The organism is Commensalibacter sp. M0355 (assembly GCF_016101365.1).
GTDB classification, from domain to species: Bacteria; Pseudomonadota; Alphaproteobacteria; order Acetobacterales; family Acetobacteraceae; genus Commensalibacter; species Commensalibacter melissae.
Map to the genome: position 1 here is coordinate 152,256 of NZ_JACFQQ010000001.1, position 13,814 is coordinate 166,069.

The 13,814-nt window shown below is 36.4% G+C and carries 10 protein-coding genes and 2 tRNA genes; 5 read left to right on the forward strand and 7 right to left on the reverse strand.

Annotated elements, in window-relative coordinates; translation table 11 throughout:
- Nucleotides 1-197 precede the first annotated feature (197 nt).
- From gpt to H3T44_RS00725, 4 genes are all read left to right on the forward strand, one after another.
- Nucleotides 198-671, forward strand: coding sequence for a xanthine phosphoribosyltransferase (gene gpt, locus H3T44_RS00710; protein WP_110438092.1), 474 nt, complete (start codon nt 198-200; stop codon nt 669-671).
- A 67-nt stretch (nt 672-738) separates the two neighbouring features.
- Nucleotides 739-816, forward strand: a tRNA-Pro gene (locus tag H3T44_RS00715).
- A gap of 59 nt (nt 817-875) precedes the next feature.
- The gene (locus tag H3T44_RS00720) at nt 876-1,184 is read left to right on the forward strand and encodes an NADH dehydrogenase ubiquinone Fe-S protein 4 (RefSeq protein WP_122123665.1); all 309 of its coding nucleotides are present in this window, start codon (nt 876-878) and stop codon (nt 1,182-1,184) included.
- Between the two features lie 11 nt (nt 1,185-1,195).
- Nucleotides 1,196-1,269 (forward strand) — tRNA-Arg (locus H3T44_RS00725).
- 23 nt (nt 1,270-1,292) lie between these two features.
- On the opposite strand, the gene H3T44_RS00730 is transcribed toward H3T44_RS00725, so the two are convergent.
- A complete protein-coding gene (locus H3T44_RS00730) occupies nt 1,293-1,955 on the reverse strand; it encodes a L,D-transpeptidase (RefSeq protein WP_198185271.1) in 663 nt (220 codons plus the stop codon).
- A gap of 523 nt (nt 1,956-2,478) precedes the next feature.
- Here H3T44_RS00730 and putA point away from each other — a divergent pair.
- Nucleotides 2,479-6,120: a bifunctional proline dehydrogenase/L-glutamate gamma-semialdehyde dehydrogenase PutA gene (gene putA, locus H3T44_RS00735; RefSeq protein ID WP_198195576.1), complete on the forward strand. Its 3,642-nt coding sequence runs from the start codon at nt 2,479-2,481 to the stop codon at nt 6,118-6,120.
- Nucleotides 6,121-6,242: 122 nt separating this feature from the next.
- Here putA and H3T44_RS00740 read toward each other — a convergent pair whose 3' ends face one another.
- The 6 genes from H3T44_RS00740 to H3T44_RS00765 all read right to left on the reverse strand — a co-directional run bounded on the left by H3T44_RS00740 (nt 6,243) and on the right by H3T44_RS00765 (nt 13,470).
- Nucleotides 6,243-7,616 (reverse strand): 4Fe-4S binding protein, encoded by a 1,374-nt coding sequence (locus H3T44_RS00740; protein ID WP_198195577.1) that lies wholly within the window; start codon nt 7,614-7,616, stop codon nt 6,243-6,245.
- A gap of 26 nt (nt 7,617-7,642) precedes the next feature.
- Nucleotides 7,643-8,473 (reverse strand): FTR1 family protein, encoded by an 831-nt coding sequence (locus H3T44_RS00745; RefSeq protein ID WP_110438097.1) that lies wholly within the window; start codon nt 8,471-8,473, stop codon nt 7,643-7,645.
- 11 nt (nt 8,474-8,484) lie between these two features.
- Nucleotides 8,485-8,814, reverse strand: coding sequence for a cupredoxin domain-containing protein (locus tag H3T44_RS00750; RefSeq protein ID WP_155568187.1), 330 nt, complete (start codon nt 8,812-8,814; stop codon nt 8,485-8,487).
- Between the two features lie 130 nt (nt 8,815-8,944).
- Nucleotides 8,945-9,475, reverse strand: coding sequence for an iron transporter (locus H3T44_RS00755; RefSeq protein WP_122123669.1), 531 nt, complete (start codon nt 9,473-9,475; stop codon nt 8,945-8,947).
- Between the two features lie 479 nt (nt 9,476-9,954).
- The gene (locus tag H3T44_RS00760; protein WP_122123670.1) at nt 9,955-11,181 is read right to left on the reverse strand and encodes an autotransporter strand-loop-strand O-heptosyltransferase; all 1,227 of its coding nucleotides are present in this window, start codon (nt 11,179-11,181) and stop codon (nt 9,955-9,957) included.
- 12 nt (nt 11,182-11,193) lie between these two features.
- Nucleotides 11,194-13,470 (reverse strand): Hint domain-containing protein, encoded by a 2,277-nt coding sequence (locus H3T44_RS00765; RefSeq protein WP_198195578.1) that lies wholly within the window; start codon nt 13,468-13,470, stop codon nt 11,194-11,196.
- Nucleotides 13,471-13,814 lie beyond the last annotated feature (344 nt).

The window sequence follows — 13,814 nt, forward strand, 5'->3', positions numbered from 1 at the left end:
ACTTTTTTACTTAATTAACCCACTCTTTTGCCAGAATCCCTCTTGGAAAAACATGTTTGTGCCATTATTAATTTACCTTTCAACAATCAGGGATAAAATGCATTCGACACGATAGTGCTTTTTATGCCTGATTCCAAAAGTTATTACATTCCTATTCGGCCAGATTACTCAATTCCAAATGGAGGTTCTTTATTTTAATGGCTACCAAATATATGACCGTTTCCTGGGATCAATTACACAAAGATGCCCGTATATTATCTGAACGCTTGAGCAATTTTAATTTCAGAGGAATTATCGCGATAACCCGTGGTGGGTTAATTCCCGCGGGAATTATTGCACGTGAATTGGAACTTCGTTTGATTGATACAATATCAGTTGTCACTTATGATGAGGAAAAAAGAGGTGAATTAAATATCATTAAAAATCCCTCCATTACCGAAGATGGTAATGGTTTTCTAATTATTGACGACCTCGTTGATTCGGGAATTACTGCCAAAGCTATTCGTAAGTTGTTACCAAAAGCTTATTTTGCCTGCCTTTATGCCAAACCTGCCGGCAAGGAATATACTGACCAATTTATCATGGAAGTTCAACAGGATATGTGGATCCTGTTCCCATGGGATATGGCCCCCGCCTTTGCACCCCCTCTTATCAAATCCCAAAAAAAATAAAAAAAAGCATATTTTATAAAAAAATAACTTGCCTTATAGCGCAGAACAGGATAGCTATAGGGCCATTCGGGGTGTGGCGCAGCCTGGCTAGCGCGCTTGTTTTGGGTACAAGAGGCCCCCGGTTCGAATCCGGGCTCCCCGACCATTAATAAAGACCTTGGGTTAAAATCCTTGGGTATTTTTTAATAAGCAAAAGAGGTTTTCATGACACGGGCGCGAATTTATAAATGCCCTCAAAAGGCTACACAATCTGGTAAAATTCGCAGTCATAGATGGATTCTTGATTATGGACAATCCTCCCCTCGATCACACGATTCCTTAACTGGATGGGTAGGATGTAGTGAGACACAAACTGAAGTAAAACTCAGTTTCCCTACAAAAGATCAAGCAATTCAATATGCAGAAAAAAATTCAATTGCTTATGATTTGGAAGAACCAGGTAGTCATCATTATGTTGTCAAAAATTATGAAGATAATTTTCACAACAATCGGAAAATGAACTGGACTCATTGAAATTATTTTTTGCGCCCTTAGCTCAGCTGGATAGAGCAACAGCCTTCTAAGCTGTGGGCCGCTGGTTCGAATCCAGCAGGGCGCATTTCCAATTTTTCGCAAAACTGCTTAATCATTTTTTATAGATGGCAAATTCCAAACCTGTTGTTTCTGATGATAAACAACTTTAGGTAATAATACATAAATTGGATGATAATCAGGATCAAGCCATCTAAGAATTTGTGTCATATCCTTTTCATCCATTGCTGTACAACCTGAAGTCACCGCATTCGCATTTTTTCTTAAATGTGCAAAGATACAGCTTCCATAATGAGGAATATTCTTCTCATTATGTTCAATAACAAAACCTAATTTATAAAGTTGGTCCCCTTTAAAATGAATATCCCTACGCATAGGTTCAGACAAAATAAATTTTTCTTTTAAAGAAAAAATTTGTTTATCAATAATTTGATTATATTGAGACGATGTAGGATCATCAATACAGTAGTCATATTGTGTCATGACATGGTAAGGATAATTTATAGAAAGATTATTCCTATAACCAAATGCAAAACCTATTTTGAATATTCCAACAGGACTGCGCTTATCACCCTCTTTTTTGTAAAGACCTTCTTGGATAAATGGATGCAATCCCCTGCCCCAAGCCAATCCTTGACTACCTAGAGATACCGAAACACCATTTCCTTTTTTGTGCCATTTTGAATGCAAATATTCAAATTTGTATAACTTTCCCCTATTACTATACCATCCATCAGTTATAACAACGATCATTTGCTGTTTTTTTTGCCAGTGATACAAAATTGATTTTTGTGAATGATTACAACTTGAAAAAAATAAACAACCTATTAATGGAATGATTTTTTTTGAAAATAAATTAAACAAATTATTCAATATCCATTTTTGATGAACACCATATTCTCAAACAGAATCGAAAACAATTTTTACTATAAAAATACAATAATAACGTATCACCAAATATACGATTCATTAAGCTGCCACTTTCAATCAATATCTCAAATAATATGTAATATTTTCAATTATTTCCCTAAGGTAAAGCTAACCATCTCCGATTAAATTACAATATAATAATTTCGTTGCAGTTAAATACATAATTACGTAAACATAGTTCATATCCTGTTTTTTTCATTATTAAATTAGAACAATATCGCAATAAATAAACATAAAATTTATAATAAAATTATCATATTTATATAATTCTTGTTTTATTCAATGGATAAATTATGTAAGAAGCGACATAATCTTAAATATTATATTTTCAGTTTCGAGGATTTTTATGTCTGTTTTTTCTCAATTTGACAATAATATACGCACTCAGAACTCTTTAAGAGATAAAATTACGGCGACAATACGACTTCCAGAAACGGAATGTGTCAAAACCCTACTTCCACAAGCTACCCTATCTGATGAAATGAACAGACAGATATCGGAACATGCAAGATCATTAACACAATATTTAAGAGAACATCGCAACCTGAAGGGTGTCGAGACTCTTGTTCAGGAATTTTCATTATCTTCCCCCGAAGGCGTTGCACTTATGTGCCTTGCCGAAGCTCTTTTACGCATTCCTGATACTGAAACACGTGATGCATTAATCAGGGATAAGATCAGCACTGGTGACTGGATATCACATGCAGGTTTCAAGAAACCTATTTTCACCAATGCCGCCGCATGGGGACTTGCTTTGACAGGAAAACTCGTTACACCTGTAAAGGAAAAAAATCTTGCAGCAACCCTTACAAAATTGGTTCAGCGGCAGGGTGAAAGCATAATCCGTATCGCCCTTGATCGGGCTATGCGCATGATGGGTGAACAATTTGTTCTTGGCCAAACAATGGAAGAGGCTTTAAACCAAAGCAGAAAAATGGAGGATATCGGATTTCGTTATTCGTACGATATGCTTGGCGAGGCTGCGATAACAGAAGAAGATGCGGAACGTTACAGGGTTGATTATGAAAATGCTTTGCATGCAATCGGCCGTTCAACACATGGTAACTCGGTTTATGAACGTGCTGGATTATCCATTAAATTATCCGCTTTACATCCTCGTTATTCTCGTTCCCAATATGACCGAGTCATGAAAGAACTCCTTCCGACTTTAACGAATTTGGTTCTTCTTGCACGCCAATATAATATTGGCATCAATATTGATGCAGAAGAGAGTGAACGCCTTGAAATCTCTCTTGATTTGATGGAAGCCTTATGTAATCACCCAGATCTGAAAAACTGGAACGGTATTGGTTTTGTTGTCCAAGCATATGGCCGCAGGGCTCCCTATGTCCTGGATTATTTGATTGATCTGGCTCGTCGAACAAACCGCAGATTGATGGTGCGTTTGGTAAAGGGTGCCTATTGGGACAGTGAAATTAAAAAAGCGCAGGTTGAAGGTCAATCCGATTTTCCTGTCTATACACGCAAAATTCATACAGATATTAGTTATATTGCATGCGCGAAAAAATTATTGTCCAATAGAGACGCAATTTTTCCACAGTTTGCCACACATAATGTTCGAACACTTGCAACAATTTATGCACTTGCAGGAAAAGATTATGATATTGAACAATATGAATTTCAGTGTCTCCATGGTATGGGTGAACAGTTATATAGCAAAATCGTACAAGCGGGTGATCTTTCACGACCATGTCGTATATACGCCCCTGTAGGAACACATGAAACTTTGCTTGCTTATCTTGTTCGCAGATTATTGGAGAATGGAGCTAATTCTTCATTTGTAAACCAGATTGGCAACAGTGACATTTCAATTGATCAACTGATTGCAAACCCTGTGGATGAAGCTCTGAAAATAAATCCTGTTGGCAGTCCTCATCCAGCCATCCGTTTACCACGCTCCATTTATGGTCAGGAAAGACTGAATTCAAGAGGCATTGATTTCAACAATGAATTTATTCTAAATGATCTTTCTAAGGCCCTTAAAGATTCTCCAGCATCTTGGGAAGCATTTCCAATTCTTGCAGGAAAGAAAACTAAGTTCAAAAACAAACCATTGGATGTTTTAAATCCTGCTGATCATAACGATAAGGTAGGGACAGTTATCGAGGCATCACAAGCGGAAATTGATCGTGCGTTCAAATCGGCAGTAAAGGGTGCCAAGGACTGGGCTGGATTGGATCCTGATAAAAGGGCCGTTCCCTTGTTGAAAGCTGCAGATCTTTTGGAAGAGCAATTGTATCCTTTATTGGGATTGATTATTCGTGAAGCGGGAAAATCTTTTCCCAATGCCCTGGCTGAAGTAAGAGAAGCGATTGACTTTCTCAGATACTATGGTTCAACAGTTGCCAGAACTTTCAATAATAATACTCACGCACCATTGAGTGGACCCGTTGTTTGCATCAGCCCATGGAATTTCCCACTGGCCATTTTTATCGGGCAAATTTCTGCAGCTCTTGCTGCCGGAAATCCTGTTATTGCCAAACCAGCCGAGGAAACGCCTTTAATTGCCACTAAGGCAGTTCAAATTATGCATGAAGCGGGTATACCGGAAGAAATTCTTCAATTATTACCCGGTAAGGGAGATATTGGAGCATCTCTTATTTCAAATAAGGAAGTCCATGGAGTAATGTTTACAGGATCAACAGCAGTTGCCCGTGAAATTTCTAAAAATCTTGCCAGCAGAAGATCTCCATCAGGCAACATTATTCCTTTTGTGGCTGAAACAGGCGGCCAAAATGCACTTATCGTTGATTCCTCTGCCCTCGCCGAACAAGTTGTTGTTGATATCATCAGTTCTGCATTTGACAGTGCCGGTCAACGATGCTCTGCCCTAAGGGTATTGTACGTTCAGGAAGATTGCGCGGATCGGGTTATTACCATGTTACGGGGTGCAACCAAGGAGCTTATTATAGATAATCCTCTTTCTCTCAAAACCGATATAGGTCCTGTAATCAGTCAGGATGCATTAAATCGTCTAAATAATCATGTCGAATATATGAAAAAGAAAGGATTTAAGATCTGGTCCCTACCTTTACCTGAAAAAACAGAAAATGGTACATTTATGATGCCGACCATAATCGAAATCAATCAGATATCCGATATTCCTGATGAAGTTTTTGGTCCTGTCCTTCATGTTGTTCGATTTAGACGAGATCAGATTGACCATATAATTAAATCGATAAACCAAACAGGATTTGGGTTAACGTTTGGTATTCATTCCCGTATTGATGAAACCATTGAGGATGTAACAACAAAAATTAATGCAGGTAATATCTACATTAACCGTAATATTATCGGGGCGATTGTTGGCGTACAACCTTTTGGGGGAAAAGGTCTTTCCGGAACAGGTCCAAAGGCAGGTGCACCCTTCATTCTAAGAAGGATGTTGCAACAAAGCCCCGTTTTCGATGAATTCCCCAAACAATCTCTACCCCCCATTGCACAGCAGTGGCTGGACTGGTTGACTAGCAATCAAAAGAATTTTGTTTCTACAGCAAAAAATCTGTTATCCCATACAATAGTAGATTCAAATATTGAATTAAATGGACCAGTAGGTGAAAAAAATATTTATTCTCTCTCACCACGAGGAACAGTATTATGTATCGCTAAAACACGAGATATCTTATTGAGACAAATTTCCTTATCCCTGAAATGTGGAAATTCAGTCCTGATTTTTGCACCTGATCAGATCACAGAATGGTATTCACAATTGCCCCATGAATTGTCATTACACATCAGAAAGGTAAAATCAATGAATGAGCAACCTTGCACGATCATTCTGGGTGAAAAAGATGTTCCCGAATTTGAAGAGGCTCGTCAGAACATGGCATTTTCAGACAATGGAATTATTTCTGCACTAGATGTAGATGAAAATTTCGAAAATACGGATCTTCTCATGGAAGAGATCTCCATAAGCAATAACACGACTGCTGCAGGGGGAAATGCCTCTTTAATGACAATAGATTAATATCAATTTTGATTTATAAAACACAAACCCTTATCATTTTATATAATAGGGGTTCAATAAAGACCGACCCTATTTACAGAATAAAAAAGATAGGGTTTTCATTTATTAATGTTTTCAATTATTTACCATATCCAAAACATTAAAACCCATGCCCCAACAACGGGTATTACAGATACAGTATAAAGGGTAAACGATAAAAACATTTGATAAAAATATTTATTATATTTCCGAAGAATTTTATAGCCCAAGTATAAACTCCAAATACTGGCGCCCCCCAGAATAATCGCACGCATATCCTTTAGCCACCAAAAGACAACCCCCTCATATTGAAGTAATTTGACACTTGTTGCGTTGAGACCGAGAAAAAGACCTGCCGCTGCCAAAGGTATGAGTGCTTGGGAAAAATATAGATAAAAATCAGGTTTATGATAAAGTCTGGCCAAAAATTTGTAGATCAATGTTAACCACACGCCATAAAGGATTCCGGATCCAAGAATGTAGAAACTGACACAAAAGCCATCCAGCAAATTGAAACTATCATTGTTGGCAGGGTAATTCGTTAAAATCCACCAGGGGGCCGTTGCATTCAATGGCCAAAATATTTCATGATTAACCAACCATTCTGCCAAATATTGTTTAAAATAAACGAACCAAGGCGAAACCGTCCACGTAAATGCTCCAATAGCAACGCCAATCATACCGAATAACAATAGTCTGATCTGCCAAATATTTTGCTGTTCATTACCGTAAACAAGAATTTCTTCATTCACGGACCTCGTCTGCAAACTGACAGCATTTCTATAGCCTGCACAACGTCCACACATATGGCAAGCTGAAACGCCATGAAGCTGTCGAATATTAATCATTGGTGGACAATGCGGATTTGAATGCTCTTTTTCTTGAAATTCTGACCATTTTTGCTGATCTGTCTTAAAAGTAAAAGGAGAAAGCCGAGAAAGAAGATTAAACACACCATTAACCGGGCACAGATAACGACACCAGACACGGTTACCATTTCCATATAGATAGCCTATAACTATTGCTGCTGCTGTTGAACCTCCCAGTATCAATAATGCAGGTATCGCATAATCATAAACACTTATAAGTTGTCCATACAAAGTGGTTAATATAAAAGCAATCGCTGGCCAACCTCTCCATTTGAGTAAACGGGGGATTTTCTTGTTTCGTCCGAAATTTTTGGATGTCCATTCCGTCAAAGTTCCCTCTGGACAAAATACACCACACCAAATTCGTCCTATAAATAACATTGACAATATTACAAAGGGCCACCAGATCCCCCAAAAAACAAATTGGGCAAATAAAACAATATTGTTAAAAATATGCGAATGTTTTGGGGGTAAATGCATTAAGGCGGGAATAATCAGAAGCAAAAAATAAATTGCAACAACAAACCATTTAATTCCCTGAATAATGGTTTGATGACGTTGCATAGCAATTCCCGTTTGATTAATTGCCTTTTTCAGCAAAACCCTCATTATTTGTTCCAATGTTATTTATTGTATTAATAAGTTTTTTTAAAAGTTACGTTGCACAATAAAATGGCAATGAACCAGTAAATAACAAGAGCTGAAATTTGCATTAATGAAGGTTCCGCATGATAACCTGTCAAACCTGTTAAGGTACTGTTGTCAGGAATAAACCCTGCTGTACTCCATACAGGATTATCCATAAAATTATAAATCCATTCCGGAATATCATAAGCGGCAATCTGGACAGAGGCTTTATCAATGGCGCTTATAAAAAGTCCACCACCAATTAGAAGCAAAAGAAATTCACTGACAATGAAAAACCATTTCCATGAAATGAATTTAAATGATTTCTGTAAACACCAAAATGTTAGCAATGCCAAGATTAATCCCAAAAAACCGCCCAGTATAAATAATCCCAATGAAGATCCCTTTTGTTCCGCACCAATACCTGCCAAAAATACAACTGTTTCTGATCCTTCTCTTGCGACTGCCAGCATGGATAAAAGAAGAATCCCTATTCCACTTCCGGATTTCTGTACACTTTCGGCTGCCTCCTGTTCAAGATGCTTTTTCATACCTCTACCATGATGATGCATCCAGATTACCATTTGCAATATCAAACATGCCGCGACAAACATCATAATGGTAAAAAACCATTCTCCACCTGCACCGGCAAACCAAGTGCTGGCGATCCAAAATGCAACAGCCAATAATCCTGCAAGCGCCAGACCAAGTCCCGTCCCAATCCATAGCTGTCTTGTCAGGGATACCAGATTTTCCCTTCTCAGCCATGCATATAAAATGCCTATAACCAGTAATGCCTCAACGCTCTCACGCCATACAATAAACAAAGGCGCACCCATAATAAAAACTCCTATTTGGAAATAATGTCAAAGCCTGGCATATTGACGTGAAAATCATCGATAAAATGATATTTCCCGGTTTTAAGCGGATGTATAACCACGAAAGAGGTCACATCAGGCCCCAAGACCTTTTCAACCCTTAAAGAAAGATTTTCAAATTCAGCCGGTACTTTACCTGTATTTTTAATGGTAATTTTAAAACGCTGGTTTGCCGGCACTTCTATTGATGAGGGTTTAAAAACACCATCCGTGATGGTGATATCATAATTTTGAAGTGGTGCACCGAAAACGTGTACTGGCCAAATGGAAAACAATGACAAAACAGCATAAAATTTTTTCATTCTAAATATCCGAAAATATGCTTTTAATGATTGGATTATCAATAAACAATCTCAAATTATTAAGATGTAATATTTATTTATAAATATGTTGAACGTCTTAATAATTTATATTTAATCGCTGGTTTAAATATTAATATCCACCCTTTTTACCAGTTCCGGCATATGTAAAGTCATATTGTGTGACACATTCCCCAAACCAGGGTGCAACACCCGTTTCCTTGTCAACATGACGACCAAACATGGATTCTCTGGCCGGTGGAAGAAGCGTGAGTTTTAAATGATATTTTCCCGCTCCCAGAAGTTTGATATTCTCGCCATAATGCGGTCCATCATTTGCAACCATTGGATGAAGTATACCTTGTAATTTTTTCTCATCACCAATTTTGGTTAACTCATAAGATACTTGTAGATAAGGCATCCAGCTGCCTTCTTGAAAACCATTTTTATTATTGGCTGTTGCATGAATATCCGCTTCAAGATGAACATCAGATTTTGCCGCTGACAACATGATACCGTCAGGCTCCATTTCAATTGGCTGCAGATAGACAGCCGCAATTTCCATATTTCCACATATCTGTGGTTTGCCAATGGGATATTCTACGGCAAAGGCTGGTGTTGACAATAGGATCGTACAACCTATCAAAAGATATTTCTTAAACATTATAAATTACTTTCCTTAATCAAATATGTGATCGAATCAATGAGTTAGAGCATAAAATGAGAATAGAAATCAATTTTATATGCAAATAAAAATTAATAGCAACTGTTTATATTAAAATATCAATTTTATTCATAAAAGTTTATAACAATGCATTCATATGGAAGTTTGACCAGAACTGTATATTCAAAAAGAATTGCCTGATTATCAGAAATCTGGGAACAAATACAACCTAACATCTTATTTCAATAAGAAAACAATTATTAGCATTTTACAAAATATAAAATGTGAATTACTTAATAAAACTGATGTAATGTAAAAAAATTATTTAACAAGATATTTATGTAATTTTTTATTATTGATATTAGGAAAATATTTTAATTAATTTATTATATATAATTAGGAACAATTTAATTGTTTTTAAAATTTATTATCAGGGATTTTTTATATTTCCATGATAATAAATTTATTTTCTGGTAGAATCATTCTTTATTTATATTTGAAATCAGTTTTTGAATGACTTGAATAACAAAAGTTGAAGTTATTGATTTCGTACATTCATAATGTCTGGGCGTATCACGATGTCGCGGACACCACGTATAATTATCATGTTCGAATTCATATTTCATATCATTCCAGCAGGAATTACAGACATGCCAATTTATAATCCGATAAGGCGTATAGAATTCGTTCATGGGATGGGTAAATCCGGAAATCATGACAACAGGAATATTCATTGTCCACGCCATCCAGGACAATCCTGAACTCAATCCAACAAAAAATTCGGCATGTTTCAACCACCTTGCGCGTTCTGATAAAGGCCGGTTTCCTGTTTCATTTTCCGCATTGTAAGGTATGGAATTAAATATTATACCATGTCCCGAAATGGTATTCTGATCAATGCAGATCACCCTGTAGTTTTGACTTTTCAAATAATCAACAACAAGTTCCCAACCTTTGGGATTGTTCCAATATTTACATTGAGAGCTTGCTTGAACGGCAATACATACATATTTTTCTTTGATAGGCCTGGATTCATCAGGTAATCTAAGGGTTAGTTTCTCATCTTTTTCTGTCGATAACCCCAAAATGTAAGCTGCTGTTTTATGCAACCCCACTAACCTGAAATCACATGGCTGATATAAGTTTTGCTCGTCCTTGAAAAACAGACCAAAATAATAACAGGCATAACTATCAGAAAATATGTTATTTTCCTCGGCCTTTTTCATTGTTGTAAAATTGATTTCTGGATATGATCTTTTTAAAAGATCAATAAATTTTTCATCAATTATACAGTGCAGCTTACACGAATGTTTTTTCTTGAATTCAATGGCGTAGGGTAACCAGGCAAAAGTATCACCGATTGTTCCAACCGGACATTGAATGACAACCTTTTTATCTTTTAGATCAAGTTGATGATTGAACAATTGTCTGGTTACGTTATTTTCTATTTCCTCCACAGTAATTTTAAAATTGACATAAAAACGTTTGGAGGAACTGACCGTTCCCCCAGCGACTTGACCTTGGAACAGGATATTGCCGGTATCAAGATCTTGCAATGTAACTTTCCATAATCCCTTTTCTCTTTTGGGAAGCATTACTCTGGCACCCAAATTGAAATCATATCGGATTTCTTTGGGTGCCGACTGAGTAGGTACAGGTGTCACATTTACATAGGATTTTTTATCCTTTGATGATGCAGACGTCATGTAAATCCGATTTTACTGTTGTACCGCTTTTTTGTGTTCTTCATTTTCCTCAAGAACATAGGGACCTGCAGAAACAATTTCCAGAACGAGAACACATTTATCGTCTTTGCAATAATCCTCCAAAGGTAAAAAGGCATTGCCATTTGTCCATCTGACTGAATCACTGTCCAGTGCATGCCATCCATCAAGATTTTCTTCACTGAGATGAATATCAATATCAAAACTCTTATTTTTATTGAAAAGCTTAATGCTCTTGATCAATAGACCGAGATAGCGTCTATCATCAACAAATGGACCAATAACATCACTTGGTCGGCTTGCACGGGAAACAATCCGGACATTCTTGGTATTTTTTGGAATAATGAAGGTTACTTTTCCATTATCAATTCGTTTTTCAATAACATTGCCATTATCGGCTATAAGGCAAATATCATGATCATTTGTAATTAGGGGTTTTCTGCCTTTTCTATCAATATGTTTGGCCAAAGCCTGATCCAAGAGGGAATTATATACTTTTTCCACACTATCACGATCAACGTTTAATGGAGCCGCGGCATCATTTACCCAATTTTTAGGCAACCGGATAACATTATTTTCAATATCCTTGATGGTGTCCCTAGTATTCAAATAACTTTCAGTAAGCATTCCATTGGCCGTGATGACAGAATGTTCTCCTGTTTCAATATGATAGTATCTGTACATTTTTTGTGAATGATCATAATAAATGGAATGATTATTGACCAACATACGCACGGGTATAAATTTACCATCAATAAACAGGCAATGTTCAGGTGTTACATAAGTATCTTGATACGGAATATTCTCGGAAATGGCATCTTTCAAAATACAGACAGGATATCCACCCTCATCATCGGGCAAATGCGTGTTAACAAAATGTGTATCACTGACTATGGAGGTTATGGGCTGTAATTGCAACCCGTTTTCTGTGTGAATATAAACTCTGTCATTCACTCCAAGATTTTCAACCGCGATATCACCCCTATCAGTTTTGATTAAAGTTCCGGCTAAAAAGCATGGATATGTTTCATCACCTTTAACAGGTAATGTTACATTGGCTACACTATCATTTTGTGAATTATCAATATGAGGATTAATAAACCCTGCGCCATTTGCTATATTTAAAGGACCTGGTCCGTCTGTTGTACGAAAAGAACTTGAACCATTTGCTAAATGGCGATTAATTAACGTGCCTCCCTTTTCTTTATCTGCACCATTTTTAGGATTATAGAAAGTATCATTATCAGATATTCCACCATTTTGAATTGTGGTTTCTTCTGATATATAATGATTGTTTTGTGAAATTCCCCCACTGGATACGGTAAGATAACCATTAAAAACTGTGGAATTTGTTAATTTGCCACCCGACTCAATGATTATTATCGGATTTGATTTACCATCAAAGCCACTCATATTAGCTATTTGATAGAGACCATCCACGATTGCCCCGCTATGAATAGTCAAGATGCCATGAATCATATCTACAGGACCATAAATCTTTTCGGAGTTGGGCTGTCCTTCCCGTTGAAAATAGGTTTTACCTTCTTCATCCACATCCGCGATCCATTTTTCCCCTGTTAATAGAGGATAGTCATTTTTTATCTCAATATTTGCAAAATCTGGCGGGTCATAGTTTTCAGGTTCATTATATACAGCCCCACTTGCTATATGTAATTTAACATTTTGAGCGCCTGAATTAATGGAGGTAATATCAGGCATATGATGATCGGTCATAACGGCACCTGACGCGTAGTAAATGTCTGACCTGTTTGCCGCAGTTCTGAAAGAGCTTGATCCCCCCTTCAAATTGCTATTAATTAATGTACCGCCACTTTCTGCTGTATCACCTGGATTGTAGAATGTATCATTATTTGAAATTCCGCCATTATCTATCGTCACTTTTTCTGATACCATAGAGTTATCGGATGAGATACCGCCATTATAAATATGAATATCACCATTTATAAGATTGGAATCTTTAATCACACCACCTGACTTAACATTAATTAATGGATTAGCATGATCACCATTGAATCCACTCATATTCGCTATTTCATTTAACCCACTTACGACAGCACCACTTTCAATATCCAATATGCCATGAATCATGTTTACTGGCCCCTTGACACTGATACCACCGCTTACATAGACAGTATTCCCGGCATCATCTAGTTTTGCGGTCCAATGGCCACCGGATAATATTGGATAATCATTCTGAATAACAAGATGCCTAAAATCCGTATCACTTGAAATAATATTATTACCAGCCATAACAGTTTTATCCCTATAAAATAAAAAATTAAATATTCTAAATCAATCTTTCCAATTGTTTAATATTTCACTTAAGCAATATGAAACCAATTTTCAATATATAATTATAATTTTACCACAATTATAATTATGATGTAATTAATGAAATTATTAACATAATAATTATTTTTAAGATACTGATTTTATTCAGAATTAAAATTCAACTTAAATTTATATAGGTAAATCGGACAAATTCTGTATAAATTTAACAAATTCATGACGTTTTGAAAACGTAAATAATCCTAAACAAAAATAATATGTGAATAATACATATATATTATTGATAAATATGTAAAAAATTTAAT